This window comes from Bacillus stercoris, assembly GCF_029772985.1.
In the GTDB taxonomy this organism is placed as follows: domain Bacteria; phylum Bacillota; class Bacilli; order Bacillales; family Bacillaceae; genus Bacillus; species Bacillus stercoris.
Map to the genome: position 1 here is coordinate 3,864,135 of NZ_CP121861.1, position 16,376 is coordinate 3,880,510.

Consider the following 16,376-nt stretch of genomic DNA (forward strand, 5'->3'; position numbering starts at 1 on the left):
TCCCCCTGTCCTATTCGCCTTTGTGTCTTTCTTACTATAATGATAGCGTTTTCATATAGTCTGAGGAAGTTTATGATCATAACGGACATTTTGGTCTTTTTGGTCTCAGGTTTATCCTTTTAACACGTAGCGGTTGAGGCCGACTCCGCCATATTGAACGTCCAATTTGATGATCCCGGTTTTTTCTAAGTAATCAAGATATCGTCTGGCTGTCACTCTGGCGATGCCGAGCGCCTTGGCGACCTCTTCCGCAGAAAGGGATGCGGTTTGCTGTTTCAAAAATGCAGTGACTTCATTCATCGTGAAGTGATTCAACCCTTTCGGCAGATCCTGTACGGCCTGCTGCGGAATATTCAGGATCGCATCGAGCTGTTCCTGGGACAGCGTATCATTCGCTTCGATTTTTTGTTTATATTGCTTGTACTTTTCGAGCGCCTGTCTCATTCGCTCAAGCTTAAACGGCTTTAAGATATAGTCAGCCGCCCCGTTTTGCAGCATAAGAGAGATCGTTTCCTTGTCTTTTGCAGCGGAGACGACAATGACATCCACTTCAAGCTTTTGCTTTCTGATCTCCTGCAAGGTCTTGATGCCGTCTTTTTTCGGCATGTACACATCGAGAATGACGAGATCGGGCTGTTCTTCTTTAATCAGCTTAATGCCTTCCTCTCCGTTTCCTGCTGTTGCACAGACAGTAAAGCCTTTAACAGTTGTAATAAAATCCTTATTGACCTCTTGAACCATCGGATCGTCTTCAATGAGCAGAACCTTCCATTCTTTACGAGCCATGCTGTGCTTCCTCCCCCTTCATTGGAAAAACGATAGAAAAAGATGTCCCCTGCCCCGCATGTGAATCAACTTCTATCGTGCCCGATCCTTTGTCTATGATTTGTTTCACTAAATACAGGCCATAGCCTGTGCCGCCTGTTTTATTGACTGTAAAACCTTTGTCATAAAGGTGCGGCATATGTGCCTGTTCAATCCCGCAGCCGTTATCTTCTATTAAAATAGCAAGGATATCATCCGTTTGTTCGATACTAATGTCAATTCGTTTGTCATCAGATTGAACGGTTTCAAATGAACCGAAGGCATTTTCAATCAGATTCCCCAAAAGCACGACGATATCATGCTGATCAACATGCTCGGGAAATTGCTGAAGACTGCTGTTTTCATCTATATGAACAGCAATGCCGAGCTCCCTTCCCCTTCTGATTTTACTTAATAGAAGGCCGGCCGCAGCGTCATTTTGAATCGAGCGGTGCAAAAATTCAGTCACATTTTCCTGCTCAGTTGATGCCTGGAATGCAAGCTGCAAGGCTTTTTCAGACTTCCCCAGCTGGATGAGACCGGCGATCGTGTGCAGCTTATTCATATGCTCGTGATTTTGGACACGAAGCGCCTCCACAAAGTTTCTGACACCAGTCAATTCCTCTGCCATCTTGGCTGCTTCCGTTCTGTCCTGAAAAATCGCGACGGCGCCGATCACTTTTTTCTTCATGACGATCGGTATTCTGCTGCTCATGATGACCTTACCGCTGACACGAATTTCTTCATTATAAACCGCTTTGTTTCGCTCCACGATTTCGGGCAGGCGCGAATCCTTGAGAACCTCCCAGATCACCTTGCCGATCAGATCCCCCTGCACTTCAAAGATCTGTTTCGCTTTTTCATTGAAAATCGTAATGATGAGACGGTTGTCAATGGCGATCACCCCTTCATTCATCGAGTGAAACGTCGCCGTCCGCTCTTCATACATTCTGACAATCTCATGTGGCTCAAGCTGAAACATTTGTTTTTTGATATGACGGGCAAGCAAAAAGGAACCCGCAAGCCCGAAGCCGAGTGTCAGCACAACGATGAATGCGATATCACGCTTTAAATGAAGCAGGATGTCAGCAATCCCCGGCAGTGTTTTTCCGACAAGCACCACGCCAATTTGGTTGAGGTCGTGATCCTTAACCGGATAAAAAGCGCGAACCGCCGTGCCGATCTCACCCTTTGCTTCAGAGAAATAAATGTGCTCCGCAAACGCCGCCTCCTCGTCTGCTCCCTCTGATTTCTTGCCGATGCTAGTGCTGACAGGATGCGTATATCGGATGTGATTCATATCCATGACGACAATATAGTCTGCTTCATTAATCATCCTGATTTCTTCAACCGCATGGCGAACCGCTTCTGTTCGTTTTTTTTGCGCCAAAGCTTCTTTTACTTCTGTCATCTCTGACACCGTCCGGGCCGTATTCATCAGCCGCTTTTTCAGCTCCCGCTCCTCTGTATGCTGAATGTTGCCGATGAGCACAATGCCGCCGATCAAAAAGGAGAAAATGACGAGTATATAGGATAAGATCGTGATTTTCCAACGGATTGAGAGCTTCTTTTTGTTCATCAGCTTCTCCTTTCAGGTCTTTACGAATGTCATTGCCCCCATTATCCTTAACATAGGGGAGGGCTTTTCATGAAGAGTTTGCTTGCATGTCTCGCGCTGATGATCGCTGGAATTGCAACCGCTTTATTTATCGGATTCCATGATCATACCGGCAATAAAGAGATTGTTTATGATGACGACCAGGAAGGCTTGCAGGATCAAATCGTCTTTAAATTCAGCCACGTGGTTGCTGAAAATACGCCAAAAGGGCTGGCCGCCAATAAATTCGCTGATTTGGTGAACGAAAAATCAGGCGGGAAAATAAAAATTGAAGTATTTCCGAATGGAAGCCTGTACTCGGACATTGAAGAAATCGAAGCATTGCAAAACGGCGATGTTCAATTTATCGCCCCCTCCACATCGAAGCTCGGCATGCTCTCGCCTGAATGGGGAGTGCTGGATCTGCCGTATGCTTTTACAGATTACAATGCCGCCAAAAAAGGGCTGAACGGAAGCATCGGCACACAGCTGTTTGATTCTCTAAAGAAAAACCAATTAAAAGGACTGGCCTATTGGACAAACGGCTTTAAACAAATCACGACAAATCAAGGGCCGGTCAAAACACCGGATGATTTAAAAGGGCAGGACCTGCGCATTATGCAAAGCGATGTGATAGAGGATCAGTTCAAGCTGCTTGGCGCAATACCCCATCAGGAATCCTTCAATTCTACCTTTCAGCTGCTAGAAAACAATGTAGTTGATGGTGAAGAAAATACAATCTCAAACATCTATTCTAAAAAATTTTATAATGTTCAGGACTATTTGACAATAAGCAGCCACGGTTACCTCGGCTACGCTGTCATGACTGATGAGCACTTCTGGAAGACGCAAACACCAGAAACAAGACGCATTTTGACTGAAGCGATGAAGGAGACGACAGAGTGGAATGAAACGTATGCCGAACAAATGAACAAGGAGCAGCTGGAGGAAATCAAAAAGAATTCTGCTATACATATTTATGAGCTGTCAGATAAAGAGAAAAAAGAATGGATGAAGCGTCTTGATCCTGTTTACCGGCAGTACGAGCCAATCTTTGGCCGAAAGCTGATCAAGGAACTGTTGGAGCTGCGAAAAGATTCATAGTTCCCATCTCGATACGCTGGTTTTCGTTTATCTTTCAAACGAGCGGAAATATAAAAAGAGATAAACGAAAAAGGAGATGGGTACATGTTTAAGCACACAAAAATGCTGCAGCATCCTGCTAAACCAGATCGTCCAGATCCATTATTCGCTAAAAAAATGCAAGAAATTTTAGGCGGGCAATTCGGAGAAATTTCAGTTGCCATGCAGTACTTATTTCAAGGCTGGAACACAAGAGGAAATGAAAAATACAAGGATTTGCTGATGGATACGGCAACCGAGGAGCTCGGGCATGTTGAAATGATCGCAACGATGATCGCCAGACTTCTAGAGGACGCCCCTCTTGATCAGCAGGAAAAAGCCGCTGAAGATCCGGTCATCGGCTCCATCCTGGGCGGCATGAACCCTCACCATGCGATTGTATCAGGACTTGGCGCCATGCCGGAAAGCAGTACAGGCGTACCTTGGAGCGGCGGTTATATCGTAGCAAGCGGAAACCTGCTGGCAGACTTCCGCGCCAACCTGAATGCGGAATCACAGGGACGCCTGCAGGTCGCACGCCTGTTTGAAATGACGGATGACAAAGGCGTCAAAGATATGCTCAGCTTCCTGCTGGCGCGTGACACGATGCACCAAAATCAATGGCTCGCCGCCATTAAAGAATTAGAAGCACAGGAAGGTCCGATTGTGCCGGGCACATTCCCGAAAGCGCTCGAAAAACAAGAGTTCTCACATCAGCTTATCAATTTCTCTGAAGGCGAAGAAAGCGCCAAGCAAAACTGGCTGAATGAAAAAGCGCCTGATGGAGAAGCCTTTGAATATGTGAAAGAAGCAAAAACGTTTGGAGAAAAACCGGAGTTAAAACCAGCACCGCCTTTTGTCCATAATACACTTCCGGGACGCGAGTAAAGACACAAGCCCAAAACATGATGTTTTGGGCTTTGATTATGCCTTCAGAACCGTCCAGTCTGGTTCGTATTGGATGTCTGGGTTATGTAACAAATCGTGAACGAACGGTTTATCCTCTTCGTACAGCGTCACCTCTATCGAAAGAATCACAGCCTTCTGTTCGTTTTCCTCGTATATGCTGTCATGTTCGTTCTCCATAAAATAATCATAGGCGGCTCTGTTTTCCCATACACTGATGATTTCTGCGGTGAGCGGCCCGTCTATCGTTTTTCGCCAGCCGCCGGCCTGTTTGATGAAGCCATTTACATGTGATAGTGCTTCCCACTCTGACTGCGCTTTTGCAAACGCTTCAGCATTTGCAGTGTCTACTTCACATACAATCCTTTTGATCAGCATGGCTACTCCTCTATGATGACGGTTTTGGCTTGTTTATGCTCGACACAGAGATTCACCGTTCTGACGTAAGAGCGTGTGCGGTGAACCGTGCCTTTCGGGATGAGGAGGCTGTCATTTGCTTTGAGCACCGCGGTTTCTTTGTCCTTAAAGTCGATCAACAGCTCACCTTCAAGAACAATAAACAATTCGTCTGAGTCAGGGTGATGGTGCCAGTCATATTCTCCTGTAAACACCGCAAGGCGCACGCAGTGGTCGTTGACCTCTGAAATTGAAAAATTGGCGTGTTTTTCTTTGACTTCGTTTGCGATGGCGTGCAAATTTTGCATTTCGGACATTAGCGAAAACCCCTTTTTCACTTATTGTATCGCAATTTTCGCATAAATTGAGAAAATTCCCGAAATAAAAAGCGATCCAGCTGATGTGCCGGATCGCTTTTTATTTACAGGTTGTCTGCCTTTATGCTTTTGATTAGTCGTTGTTGCGGGCGTTTCCGCCTTTTGAGCCGATTTCTTGGTAGAATTCTTTATCATGATTTTTGCTTGTAGCCTCTCCGCCTTTACGGCCGATTTCTTGATAGAATTCTTTATCATGATTTTCGCTAGTGGCTTCTCCGCCTTTTTCACCGATTTCTTGATAGAACTCTTTGTCATGGTTTTGGCTTGTGGCTTCTCCGCCTTTTTCGCCAATTTCTTGATAGAATTCTTTGTCATGATTTTCGCTAGTGGCTTCTCCGCCTTTTTTCCCAATCTCTTGATAGAATTCTTTGTCATGGTTCTTGCTTGTTGTTTCTCCGCCTTTTCTACCTGCTTCTTCTCTGCTCATTTTGTTATTGTCTGCCATTTTGAATTCCTCCTTTAATTGGTGTTGGTTGTTGTATTCCCGCTATCAATTCTTTTAAACAAACAAAACACATTGGGTGTGTTTTCAATAAAAAAAGCAGGCGGTTCGCGGTGTCCGTCTGCTTTCTGCTATTCCATCTCTCGTTCTGTTTCTTTCAGTCGTTCAAGAATGCGCCTCTTTTTGTACAGCATCATGCCTGTCTCGGTAATGTCGTTTAATGTTGAGCGATTGGCAGCAGCGCCAAAAACCATTCCGGCGACCGGCACCAGCTGGAATAGCTTTTTCCAGCCAAACGTGTCCCGATAGCCTAAAACGACTTCTCGCCAGCCTTGAATTTGAGATGCGACATTCTTATATGTACGGTCTTGATCGTAGTGTTTTAATTCTTGCAAAATCGATCTTTTGCCGACAACATCAGCCGACGTCAGCTGCAAACATTTCACAATGAAGACACGTTCTTTTTTCTCCTTTGGGTCATAGCCGTATGCAACTGCGATATCCTGTAATGTTTTTAGTGATAAGCCAAGCACTGCCGGAATGTCTGCCGCCAGTGTAAACACGCCGCCCACACCGGTTGTCGCGCCTTGAACGGTTGCTGCGTTGATTCTGTTTTTGCCCATTCCTTCCGCAATTTCATCCATGACAGGAAGAGGCGCTTTTCGGACGTCCTCCAGCGATTCAAAGATCTCTTCCGGCAGTTTCTTTTGAAATATCCTGATAATCTGTTTTTCAGATGTCAGGTACTGTCCGCCTGTTTGAACAAAGCTGCCGACCTCATCCAAGAGCTTGCCGATCTTTTTCTGGATGAATTCCGGTGTCAGCTTGTCCAGGAGTTGAAACGGGAGACGGCTGAGCTTTTCCCAAAACCAGACTTTTTGCTGATCTTTTTCCCATTTCTCTATCTCTTTTAATTGCTGATGTAAGTCTTCTTTTCGTTCTGTTGGCACCCAATCCGCACTTCCCTTCCGTTTTTTCTACTATATAGTATACCTTCATTTTTTCGGATGCGTTTTTATTTTTCACCTGCGGGTACCATTTTTATAAAAAGAAAAGGAGTGATGGACATGCCATGGTCAATGAAGGATTATCCCTCTTCATTAAAAAACCTTGAGAAGCCGGTCAAGAAAAAAGCAATTGAGATTGCGAATGCGATGATTGATGAGGGCTATGAGGACGGACGTGCGATCCCGATCGCAACAAGCAAAGCGAAAGAATGGGCGGAAAACGCATCTACAGATGAAATTGATGATTTTCTTAAACATGATGACGAGACAGAACGCGATGATGGTTCCAACAGCGGCGGAGACCCAGAACTCATGCATAAAGCAGAGCATGTCATCAAGCATAAAAACGGCTGGGCAGTCAAAGCCGAGGGAGCCAAACGTGCGTCTGACATCAAGGATACAAAGAGAGAAGCGATTGAACGGGCAAAGGAAATCGCTGCGCATAAAGGCACTGAGGTCGTTGTCCATTTGGCTGACGGCAGTGTGCAGAGAACGATCAAAACGGGATCATAAAGCGATGTGCTTTTAGGTGTTTCGAAATAATCAGGAGCGGTTATTGATTGGTAAATCATTTATGAGAGGTGATCATGATGCTTAGCTTTTTGGTTTCATTAGTTGTTGCTATCGTTATCGGATTAATTGGAAGCGCCATTGTAGGAAACCGGCTGCCGGGAGGAATTTTCGGCTCTATGATTGCCGGGCTGATCGGCGCTTGGATTGGGCACGGACTTCTTGGCACATGGGGACCGAGCCTCGCCGGCTTTGCTATTTTCCCGGCCATCATCGGGGCAGCCATCTTCGTGTTCTTGCTGGGCCTTATATTCCGCGGGCTGCGGAAAGAAGCCTAAACTCATTAGATACAGGAGGCATCGTTTCGAACTGAAACGATGTCTTTTTATATGGGACCTTATCCCGAATCCCTACATATCATGTTACATAACAGGGAAAAATTCAGGAATGTATTTTGAACATTTTCGGTTGACAAGAAACCGGGATGGTCATATGATGTAGATAAAATAATTTGCCTTAAGGAAACTCTTTGTTGTACGGCAAAAACAATCAGAATTCAGGTGAGACATGATGAACAAGGACATCACAGCACAATCTCCCCGTTCCAAAGCCGTCCAAGATGCGCTTGACGGGAAAATCAGAGGATTCAGAGGGCTGCTCCCTTTTCTTGGCCCTGCATTTATAGCAGCCATCGCCTATATTGATCCCGGCAACTTCGCAACGAATATCTCGGCGGGTTCTAAATACGGATATATGCTCTTATGGGTAATATTATTTTCCAATATCATGGCGCTTTTAATTCAATCTCTATCCGCCAAACTTGGGATTGCGACAGGCAAAAATCTGCCTGAGGTTGCCCGTGAAGAATTCCCGAAGCCTGTCTCGATTGGATTATGGATTCAGGGCGAGCTGGTCATTATCGCAACTGATCTGGCGGAATTTATCGGAGCGGCTCTGGGACTGTATTTGCTGTTCGGCATTCCGATGCTTGAAGCGTCTATTATAGCGGCGATCGGTTCTTTCGCGATCTTGGAGCTTCAGCGCCGCGGTTATCGCTCACTTGAAGCCGGCATCGCCGGTATGCTGTTTGTGGTCGTGATCGCCTTTGCACTGCAGACCTTTTTCGCAAAGCCTGATGCCGTGTCAGTGATGAAGGGACTTTTTGTCCCGGCATTTCATGGCACTGACAGTGTGCTTCTTGCCGCGGGTATTCTCGGCGCAACTGTTATGCCGCACGCCATTTATTTGCACTCTGCCCTTACACAGCGGCGGGTGGTCGGTAAAACGGATGCAGAACGGAAAAAAATCTTCAGATTTGAATTTATTGATATTTTAATAGCGATGCTAATTGCAGGAGCTATTAATGCAAGTATGCTGATTGTGGCTGCTGCATTATTCTACAAAAACGGCCTGTTTGTTGAGGACCTTGATGTCGCGTTTCAGCAATTCGGACATCTTGTCAGCCCTATGTCTGCGGCTTTATTCGGAATTGGGCTGCTCGTTGCCGGGCTATCCAGTTCGTCTGTCGGCACACTTTCAGGCGACGTGATTATGCAAGGATTTATCAACTACCGCATCCCGCTGTATGTACGGCGGTTTATCACGATCATTCCGCCGATCTTGATCATCGCGTCTGGCGTAAATCCGACGACCGCTCTCGTCTTGAGCCAGGTCGTGCTGTCTTTCGGGATCGCCTTTGCCCTCATTCCGCTGATTCTGTTTACAAGCAATAAACGGATCATGGGATCTCTGATCAACGCCAAATGGGTCACAGTGGTGTCTTGGCTGATTGCAGTATTGATTGTCGCTTTGAATGTGTTTTTAATTGTAGATACGTTTCGATAAAAAAACCGGCTGCAAAAGCCGGTTTTTTATTTTTGGCAAAAGCTCATTGATACCCTTTTTGACAGAAATTTGTTATGATAGAAGAAAAAATCGGAGTTTTGATGATGTCAGTATTTATTTTGTTTTATTTGTGGATTGTTCCTATTGTCATCGGCATTATATGTTCTGTCGCTGCCTATAAATCCAAGGGGAAAATGAGAGTCGCGCCCGGCATTGCCATGATCGTGCTCAGTGTCATTTCCTTGATCACCGCGTTTACAGCCGGACACACGAATTTTCACGTGTTTATCGGCGGCATGTTTTTATTCGGCACCTTCTTGGTCGGTTCTGCTTTTCCTTTCTTTTTCGGGCTGAAGAAAAAAGAGAAATAACCCTATACTGAGAAGAGCTCTGTAAGATTTGATAAGAATAAACAAATGAAACATACAAGGACAAATGCGCTGGTCTTTTTGCTTTGAAAGAAGATGCATTTGTCCTTTTGCCCGTTCTGAGCATGGCGAAAATCGTAATATGACGCATAGATCATTCCTGCAGATCCTAATGCATACAACGATAATTTTATGAACTCAAACATGTAATCCTCCTCATACCAACATAATACAATGATAACCCGAAATACATTTGTTTCCAACACAAAAAAGAGGCCTCTAAAAGGGCCTCTTTTTTAGAATAACCGTTTCAAACTTTTCTTCAGTGACGGCATTTCGATTTTTTGGTTTTCGAAGAAGTTTTTCAGCATGTACTTGCTGAAGCCTTTTGCCTGCCCGTAGGTGATTTTGCCAGGCAGCGGCGGTTCGTTCCCAATCATGACATCCACAACGACCGGTTGGTCAGAGCGCAGCGCCTCATGGAAAGCCGGCGCAAGCTCTTCCGCTTTGGTCACTTTGATACCTTTTGCTCCGCAGCTTTCTGCAAATGCGGCATAGTCGACATTTTGGAGTTGCGTGACATAATCGATATTGCCTTTAACCTGCTGCTCATATTCGATCATGCAGAGATTTTCGTTGTTTAAAATAACGACAGTGACCGGGAGCTTATATTTGACGGCGGTCGGAAGATCCTGCATGACCATGGAAAATCCCCCGTCACCACAAACAGCGATCGCCTGGCGCTCAGGTTCGGCCAAGCTTGACGCGATCGCTCCCGGCAGACCGCAGCCCATTGTCGCAAGCCAGCTGGAAACGATGAAATCCTGGTTCGCGTTCATTTTGAAATGACGCGCCATCCAAACTGTCACAGTGCCGACATCTACAGAGAGCACCGCATCCTCAGCAGTCGCTTCCTGAAGACGTGCCACGACCTGCTGGGGTTTAAGCGGTGTTGTTGCCTCTGTCTCATCTATTTCAATTTCGTTCCACCAATGCTGCATATGTTCTGTGCAGGCATTCAGGAATCTTCTGTCTTCCTTGCGTTCAATATACTCTGTCAATTCGCGCAGGCCGAGGGCCGAATCGCAGACAAGGCCCGCTGTCACCGGATAGCGTTTTCCGATTTTCGCCGGGTCTGAATCGAGCTGGATAGCCGGCGTATCATCTGGCAAATAATCGCGGTACGGGAATGACGTTCCGAGCATGATTAATAAATCACATTCCTCCATTGCCTCGTAAGCCGGCTTTGTGCCAATTTGCCCTAGGTTGCCGAGAAAATGCGGGTGCTTATCGGGAACGACGCCTTTTGCCGGTAGTGTGACTACGATCGGAGCGGCGGCTTTGTCCGCAAATTCTAAGAGCTCCCGTTTCGCCTTTTTCATTCCCTGCCCCGCCAAGATAATCGGCTTCTTAGCATTATTAATATATTGCGCGCAGGTGACGAGCTGTTCTTTTTTCGGTTCAAGGTTCCCTTCCATATACACTGGTGAAGTATACACGGGCTCGCGTTTGATTTTCTCCGCAAACAGATCATCTGACACGCTCAATACCGCAACGCCTTTTTTGCTGTAGGCGGTGCGGATCGCCTGATTCAAGAGATCCGGCAGTGTTTCCGCGCTATGTACCTCTCTGTTGAACACAGCCACGTCCTCAAACATTTGCTCCAGCTTGATCTCCTGGAAATAATCACGTCCGACTTCACCTGATGAAACCTGTCCTGCAATGGCCAGCACAGGGGCGCCGTCCGCTTTTGCATCATATAAACCATTTAATAAGTGCACTGCTCCCGGCCCTGCGATCGACAGACAGACTCCGATCTTGCCGGTGAGTTTTGCTTCAGCCGCGGCTGCCAGTGCCGCTACCTCTTCATGGCGTGTTTGAATGAACTTCAGTTGATTTCTTTCGTGTCTTAATTCCTCAATAAACTCATTTATACTATCTCCGGGGATGCCGTAAACATGATCAACTCCCCATTGTTCAAGCAGCTCTGTCATTGCTTGTCCTGCAGTTTTGTGTGCCATAACGTATCCTCCTTTTTCCTTTTTTCAATACCACAGGAGAAAGGCTTTAAAACCCGGAGACGTGAATCACTTGCCCAGTCTTCTTTTCAACAGATCGATCGCCGCAAGCATGCCGACGTCCTTGAGGGTGATGGTTGCATCTAAGGCGCCATTCACGTAATCTTTGATTTGCCGTTTTCGGTTCGGCACCATAAAAAGCGGCAAGCGCCGCGGAGAAAACCACTTTAATTGTGCTGTCTCTGTGCCGTCCGCTATTGCTTGTCCGCCTGTTATGCTTCCGAAAAACACATGCTGTTCATCTAGAAACTTTGGCCTTTGATAGACACCTATTTTCGCGGAAAGCGCTGTATTGTATCCCGTCTCTTCCAATACCTCACGTACCGCCGCTGCCTCAGCCGATTCCCCGGAATCAATCCTGCCGCCCGGCAGATCCCATAAAGGGACATCTTTTCGTTTGACCAATAGAATCTGCTGATTTTCGTTCAGTACGATTACAAAAGCACCTTGTGTATACACCGCCATTCCTCTCTTTCCCGCAAAAAAGACCAAGGTGATTCCCTTGGTCCTAGACTTTACTTTTTAAAATGATACGGCAGTGTGGCAACCATTATGTCCTTTTTCCAAAACAGCCGAACTCTGAGGAGGAAGGCCGATTGATTGTGAAGGATGGTGTGCCAGCGTTTTTTCGTTATAAATTGCGGAAACAGCACCATGACAGAAAACTGCTCCTTCTTCGCTTTCGCCTCAACTGTTTCTAAAAATTTATCAAACGGATGGACAAGGCTTCTGTACGAGGAGTGAAGGGTAACGAGACGCACTCCATTATTGAGCTCTTCCCAGCGTTTTTCGACTTTCTTTTCCTGTTCTCTGTCAAATGACACGTGAACGGCGATCACCTGATCGGACAGTGATTTCGCATAGTGAATCGATTTTTGCACGACGGTGGTGACACCTGCTACAGGCACAATCACAACGGTGCCTTTGATTTCTTCCGGCTCTTTGTCTACGATGCGAAGCTGTTCACCAACCGCTGTGTAGTGATTTTTAATCGCAAAAAACAGCAAAACGACGATAGGCATAAAGATTAACACAGGCCATACGACATTAAACTTTGTCACAAAAAGGATAGATAGAACCATAAACGAAATCAGAGCGCCGCAGGAGTTGATCAGCATTTTTCCGATCCAGCCTTTTGGTTTTTGCTTGATCCATTTTATGCACATGCCGGTTTGTGAAAGCGTAAATGGAATAAATACGCCCACAGCATATAACGGGATTAAGTGCTCCGTCTGTCCTCCGAATAAGATAATGAGAATAATGGAGGCAAAGCCTAAAAAGATAATCCCATTTGAGAAGCCTAAGCGGTCACCCCGAACTGTAAACATTCGCGGCATATACTGGTCTCTCGCCAGGTTGAAGGCAAGCTGCGGGAAAGCTGAAAATCCCGTATTTGCCGCAAGGACCAAAATAAGCGATGTGACACCTTGGATGACATAGTAGAACACATTCCGCCCGAAGGTTTCGGACGCAATTTGTGAAACCACTGTTTCATCGGGCTTAGGCGCCGTTCCATATCCGTATGCGAGCACCGTGATGCCGGAAAACAGAATCGCCAGCAAAATCCCCATCATCGCAAGCGTTCTTGCCGCGTTTCGCGCAGGCGGATTTTTGAAAGCAGGAATGGCGTTAGAAATGGCCTCAACTCCGGTCAACGCTGAGCATCCGGAGGAAAAAGCCTTAAGCAGCAAAAACAGCGTAATGCCGGCTACAGGTGTGCCAAGCGGTGTATGATGAACCGGCTGGTCTATTTGTCCTGTCATGAGCTTGAACAACCCGACTGCAATGAGAACCAATAGCGCCACCACAAACAGATAAACCGGGTAGGCAAGAATGGATGCCGATTCCGAAAGCCCGCGCAGGTTCAAAATCATAATCACTAACACGAGAAAAATAGCGATCGGCACATGATAATCATGCAATGCAGGAAAGGCCGACGTGATGGCGTCCGTTCCTGCGGAAATACTTACCGCTACCGTTAAAATATAATCGACAAGCAATGAACCGCCCGCGATCAATCCCGGCTTTTCACCGAGGTTTTCTTTCGAAACAACATAAGCCCCGCCGCCCTGCGGATAAGCGTAAATAATTTGCCTGTATGAAAGAATCAGTGCGAGCAGTAATATGAGAACGCCGACCGCAATCGGAATGGAGTACCAAAATGCGGCAGCACTGATTGTTGCTAAAATGATTAAAATTTGCTCTGTCCCATATGCGACAGATGACAGCGCATCTGAGGAAAGCATAGCCAAGGCTTTTAATTTCGTCAGTTTTTGCTCTCCCGCTGCTTGAGATTTTAGTGGTTTCCCAATCAAAAAACGTTTGATTGAATGATACATCGATGTCTTCCCCTTTTAATTTCTCATTTTTCAATTAAAACAATAAAACATCAGTGTCTTGCTCTCACATTTTGCAATAGTCCTTTCTGCTATGATGTCTCTGTATGCGATTTACATTCCTAAAAATGAACGGCAAAAAACACAGAGGCAAACGGATGCCCCTGTGCCATAACATCGAACACAGGTTTCATTCATCTCCTCTCACGAACGCTTACGAGGTTAGCTGACGGATTCGGGCATATGAGAGTTAGCCCTACCTAAAAAGGATTCACCCCAACGGCAAAAAGCCATTCTAATGGGTCCCCCGCTCTGATTTCAGATTAAGCGATTTGTTTTCTAAAAGAGATCATACTCCCGTTCCCACACGTTGTAAAGAGGCTTATTGGCCGGGCGGAAAAAATAAAATGATAGGTTCCACAAATGGAATTTACATACCAAAAATAAAAAAACAGAGGCTAGATTGCCTCTGTTTTTATTCTGTATCTGTCTTTCTTTTTCTTCGTCTTACGGCAACCCAAATGAACACTGCCGCAATCACCATAATAAGTGCCAGCACACCAATATACATCCATTTCTGGCTATGATCCTGTGTTGGTTGTTCTGCGCCGGAGCTGACTGTCTCCGATTTGAGCTGCTGGTGGTTTGTAAACACCTGCTGGCTATTTGTTTCATTAAGGACGGTTGCCGAATCATCGTTGCTGTTCAGATAATTGATGATCTCTTTCGTGACAGCCGTGCCTTCTCCTTTTGCCGGTGCAAAAACAGCCATTGTATAGTGTGAATCCCAAGGCGATGCTTGGGTAAATACCACTTGTTTTGTCGTCTCATTCAGCATCTCGAAATCAGATACATCAAACGAGCCGTTTTTTGCCTGCGGCACAAGCAGGTCTGATGATTTCTCCTTCAGAAGAGAAAATTGATTGATCCCCCCTATAAAAATGAGGTTTCGGCCTTTCGCATCGTTTGCTGTAACGTCAGATGATTTCTTTACCGTGTATGAATGCTGTGCTTCGCTGCCAAAGGATTCTGTTACGAGAGAAAGCTCCTCAAGCTTCGATTGGCTTACGGTGTCAGGAAGCACGATTACCGTTGTTTGATCCTGATTTCCGGCGTAAGGAAGCGGCCACTCCTGAAAATCCGCTGACGGGGACATCCCTTTGATGGCGTATGATAATGTACTGCTTTTATCAATAAAGACCCACTTTTCTTCATCAGTCGTGTTGCAAGGGTTGTTTTCCTTTAACCCGGTTGTGACGAACTGAATATCAATGTAGCGGTTTTTTTGCAGCAGCTTAGGGTCCACTTTCACCGTAACATGATAGAATCCGTTTTTATCTTCTTTTCCTAAGTCATCAAGCCGGACCGAGTGCGGCTGGCCGTTGATCATCACTTTCAGCTCTGAAGCCTGAGAAGGCGATTCACTTTCGTCCGTTGAAGCTTGAATCGTTTCAGACTTTTTCAGTTTAAGCGACAGCTTCGCTGATTGGTTTTCATCTAAAACCGCCGAAGCCGGATAAAAATAATGTGCTGAAGATGTTTTATCGGCTCCAATTGTGATATCGCCCGCTCCAAAATTCTCGAGGGTCAGCTTATCGCTTTCTTTTTTTTCTGTCTGCTTAAGCTTGCTGATTGAAAGTGTATCGCCGCTGAGCTGGCCTGTGTATGTCTGATCTGTCATCACGCTGATTTTTTTAGCGAGCACGTCCTCGGATGCAGCTTGCGCAAACAGAACCGGCTGCTGCTTGCCCTCTGCTTTCAGCACCCGCTCAGCAAGCAGAAGTTCTTCTCCTTTTGCCTGCAAGCCGGCTTGTTTCATCAGTTTTTTCACTTTGCCGTTCCAATGCTTGTCCACTCCGATAACAATCGTCGGCTTATCGATTTTTTTCAGCTCAGATTCTGTGACATACGCAATCCTGACACTGCTGTCCACCGTTTTCAAATAGCCTTCTGTTTTAACCGCAGCTTCAATTTCCGCCGAACTTGGGTCATCCGGAATGACGAGGGCGGTTTCTTCGCTTGTGTTTCCAGATTGGGCGAATGGGTACGGATAATGGTCCAGCGACGTTCCTTTCGCTTCACCGCTTTCAGCAAGTGTCAGCCGGCTGTCCGGATAAATTTTGATCCAGTTGCCAGACGTATCCTGTCTGACACACACGCCCTCTTTCATTACGCCGTAAAATTTCAGCGATACGTTGTGATAACCTTGCGCTGACTGGTTTTTATTCAGATTCAGCTTCACTGTTTTCCGCTTGGAATCACCATCAAGCTTTAACGTTTTGACTGGTTCATCATCAATGACAGCCGTTAACGATGAAGGAGAAATTAAAAGATTTGATGCTTCGTATTCAATGACCAATTGCTGATTGCCTGAAGAGGCGCCTGCCGGGATCTGATACGTCAGCTCCGCGCTGTCTTTTGATCCATACAGTGTAATCAGCTCGCTTGTCAGCACCTGCTGTTTGGCTTGTTCTTGGCTGCTTTTCCCAAGAAGCGAACCGCTGACCTGTACATCCTTGGCAAGAGCCGGTTGTCCAGCCATCGCCAGCAGCATGAAGCTTGTGAGAAAAATCATTATTTGTTTCAAA

General features: G+C 46.1%; 16 protein-coding genes and 1 riboswitch. Of the genes, 6 read left to right on the forward strand and 10 right to left on the reverse strand.

What is annotated here, in order from left to right; translation table 11 throughout:
- Nucleotides 1–111: 111 nt before the first annotated feature.
- Together dctR and dctS are read right to left on the reverse strand one after the other, a co-directional pair.
- Nucleotides 112–786, reverse strand: a complete 675-nt coding sequence (gene dctR / locus QA442_RS20050) for a two-component system response regulator DctR (RefSeq protein ID WP_279473386.1) — start codon at nt 784–786, stop codon at nt 112–114.
- A complete protein-coding gene (gene dctS, locus QA442_RS20055) occupies nt 776–2,383 on the reverse strand; it encodes a two-component system sensor histidine kinase DctS (protein WP_071581008.1) in 1,608 nt (535 codons plus the stop codon). Before dctS ends, dctR begins: the two co-directional genes overlap by 11 nt.
- A 69-nt stretch (nt 2,384–2,452) precedes the next feature.
- Here dctS and dctB point away from each other — a divergent pair, with 69 nt between their 5' ends.
- Nucleotides 2,453–3,505: a C4-dicarboxylate TRAP transporter substrate-binding protein DctB gene (gene dctB / locus QA442_RS20060; protein ID WP_095432096.1), complete on the forward strand. Its 1,053-nt coding sequence runs from the start codon at nt 2,453–2,455 to the stop codon at nt 3,503–3,505.
- 84 nt (nt 3,506–3,589) lie between these two features.
- A complete protein-coding gene (locus QA442_RS20065; protein WP_095432097.1) occupies nt 3,590–4,411 on the forward strand; it encodes a manganese catalase in 822 nt (273 codons plus the stop codon).
- A 36-nt stretch (nt 4,412–4,447) separates the two neighbouring features.
- Here the strand turns inward: QA442_RS20065 and QA442_RS20070 are convergent, their stop codons facing one another.
- The 4 genes from QA442_RS20070 to QA442_RS20085 form a co-directional block, all read right to left on the reverse strand.
- Nucleotides 4,448–4,807 carry a YdbC family protein gene (locus QA442_RS20070; protein WP_095432098.1) on the reverse strand — a complete coding sequence of 120 codons (360 nt, stop codon included), beginning with the start codon at nt 4,805–4,807 and terminating at the stop codon, nt 4,448–4,450.
- 2 nt (nt 4,808–4,809) lie between these two features.
- The gene (locus QA442_RS20075) at nt 4,810–5,142 is read right to left on the reverse strand and encodes a cupin domain-containing protein (protein WP_095432099.1); all 333 of its coding nucleotides are present in this window, start codon (nt 5,140–5,142) and stop codon (nt 4,810–4,812) included.
- 133 nt (nt 5,143–5,275) lie between these two features.
- Nucleotides 5,276–5,647: a glucose starvation-inducible protein GsiB gene (gsiB, locus tag QA442_RS20080; RefSeq protein WP_024714471.1), complete on the reverse strand. Its 372-nt coding sequence runs from the start codon at nt 5,645–5,647 to the stop codon at nt 5,276–5,278.
- 128 nt (nt 5,648–5,775) lie between these two features.
- Nucleotides 5,776–6,594: an EcsC family protein gene (locus QA442_RS20085; protein WP_095431744.1), complete on the reverse strand. Its 819-nt coding sequence runs from the start codon at nt 6,592–6,594 to the stop codon at nt 5,776–5,778.
- A 117-nt stretch (nt 6,595–6,711) separates the two neighbouring features.
- Here QA442_RS20085 and QA442_RS20090 point away from each other — a divergent pair, with 117 nt between their 5' ends.
- The 4 genes from QA442_RS20090 (at nt 6,712) to QA442_RS20105 (ending at nt 9,377) form a co-directional block, all read left to right on the forward strand.
- Nucleotides 6,712–7,164 (forward strand): DUF2188 domain-containing protein, encoded by a 453-nt coding sequence (locus QA442_RS20090; protein ID WP_095431745.1) that lies wholly within the window; start codon nt 6,712–6,714, stop codon nt 7,162–7,164.
- A gap of 77 nt (nt 7,165–7,241) precedes the next feature.
- Nucleotides 7,242–7,499, forward strand: coding sequence for a GlsB/YeaQ/YmgE family stress response membrane protein (locus QA442_RS20095; protein ID WP_003246519.1), 258 nt, complete (start codon nt 7,242–7,244; stop codon nt 7,497–7,499).
- Nucleotides 7,500–7,728: 229 nt separating this feature from the next.
- Nucleotides 7,729–9,006: an Nramp family divalent metal transporter gene (locus QA442_RS20100; RefSeq protein WP_071581013.1), complete on the forward strand. Its 1,278-nt coding sequence runs from the start codon at nt 7,729–7,731 to the stop codon at nt 9,004–9,006.
- Between the two features lie 104 nt (nt 9,007–9,110).
- Nucleotides 9,111–9,377, forward strand: coding sequence for a hypothetical protein (locus tag QA442_RS20105; RefSeq protein ID WP_064671966.1), 267 nt, complete (start codon nt 9,111–9,113; stop codon nt 9,375–9,377).
- Nucleotides 9,378–9,670: 293 nt separating this feature from the next.
- Here the strand turns inward: QA442_RS20105 and QA442_RS20110 are convergent, their stop codons facing one another.
- From QA442_RS20110 to QA442_RS20125, 4 genes are all read right to left on the reverse strand, one after another.
- Nucleotides 9,671–11,395, reverse strand: coding sequence for a pyruvate oxidase (locus QA442_RS20110; protein ID WP_095431747.1), 1,725 nt, complete (start codon nt 11,393–11,395; stop codon nt 9,671–9,673).
- A gap of 66 nt (nt 11,396–11,461) precedes the next feature.
- Nucleotides 11,462–11,911, reverse strand: a complete 450-nt coding sequence (locus QA442_RS20115) for an NUDIX hydrolase (RefSeq protein WP_071581075.1) — start codon at nt 11,909–11,911, stop codon at nt 11,462–11,464.
- Nucleotides 11,912–11,967: 56 nt separating this feature from the next.
- On the reverse strand, nt 11,968–13,791 hold the full coding sequence (gene kimA / locus QA442_RS20120; protein ID WP_014662824.1) for a potassium transporter KimA: 1,824 nt from the start codon (nt 13,789–13,791) through the stop codon (nt 11,968–11,970).
- 193 nt (nt 13,792–13,984) lie between these two features.
- Nucleotides 13,985–14,128, reverse strand: a riboswitch (cyclic di-AMP (ydaO/yuaA leader).
- Between the two features lie 135 nt (nt 14,129–14,263).
- The gene (locus QA442_RS20125) at nt 14,264–16,375 is read right to left on the reverse strand and encodes a cellulose biosynthesis cyclic di-GMP-binding regulatory protein BcsB (protein WP_071581017.1); all 2,112 of its coding nucleotides are present in this window, start codon (nt 16,373–16,375) and stop codon (nt 14,264–14,266) included.
- Nucleotide 16,376: the final 1 nt, after the last annotated feature.

Excerpts from the sequence above, each read along its gene's own strand:
- dctR (WP_279473386.1), bottom strand. The coding sequence starts at position 786 with ATGGCTCGTAAAGAATGGAAGGTTCTGCTCATTGAAGACGATCCGATG.
- dctS (WP_071581008.1), bottom strand. The coding sequence starts at position 2,383 with ATGAACAAAAAGAAGCTCTCAATCCGTTGGAAAATCACGATCTTATCC.
- dctB (WP_095432096.1), top strand. The coding sequence starts at position 2,453 with ATGAAGAGTTTGCTTGCATGTCTCGCGCTGATGATCGCTGGAATTGCA.
- QA442_RS20065 (WP_095432097.1), top strand. The coding sequence starts at position 3,590 with ATGTTTAAGCACACAAAAATGCTGCAGCATCCTGCTAAACCAGATCGT.
- QA442_RS20070 (WP_095432098.1), bottom strand. The coding sequence starts at position 4,807 with ATGCTGATCAAAAGGATTGTATGTGAAGTAGACACTGCAAATGCTGAA.
- QA442_RS20075 (WP_095432099.1), bottom strand. The coding sequence starts at position 5,142 with ATGTCCGAAATGCAAAATTTGCACGCCATCGCAAACGAAGTCAAAGAA.
- gsiB (WP_024714471.1), bottom strand. The coding sequence starts at position 5,647 with ATGGCAGACAATAACAAAATGAGCAGAGAAGAAGCAGGTAGAAAAGGC.
- QA442_RS20090 (WP_095431745.1), top strand. The coding sequence starts at position 6,712 with ATGCCATGGTCAATGAAGGATTATCCCTCTTCATTAAAAAACCTTGAG.
- QA442_RS20095 (WP_003246519.1), top strand. The coding sequence starts at position 7,242 with ATGCTTAGCTTTTTGGTTTCATTAGTTGTTGCTATCGTTATCGGATTA.
- QA442_RS20100 (WP_071581013.1), top strand. The coding sequence starts at position 7,729 with ATGATGAACAAGGACATCACAGCACAATCTCCCCGTTCCAAAGCCGTC.
- QA442_RS20105 (WP_064671966.1), top strand. The coding sequence starts at position 9,111 with ATGTCAGTATTTATTTTGTTTTATTTGTGGATTGTTCCTATTGTCATC.
- QA442_RS20110 (WP_095431747.1), bottom strand. The coding sequence starts at position 11,395 with ATGGCACACAAAACTGCAGGACAAGCAATGACAGAGCTGCTTGAACAA.
- kimA (WP_014662824.1), bottom strand. The coding sequence starts at position 13,791 with ATGTATCATTCAATCAAACGTTTTTTGATTGGGAAACCACTAAAATCT.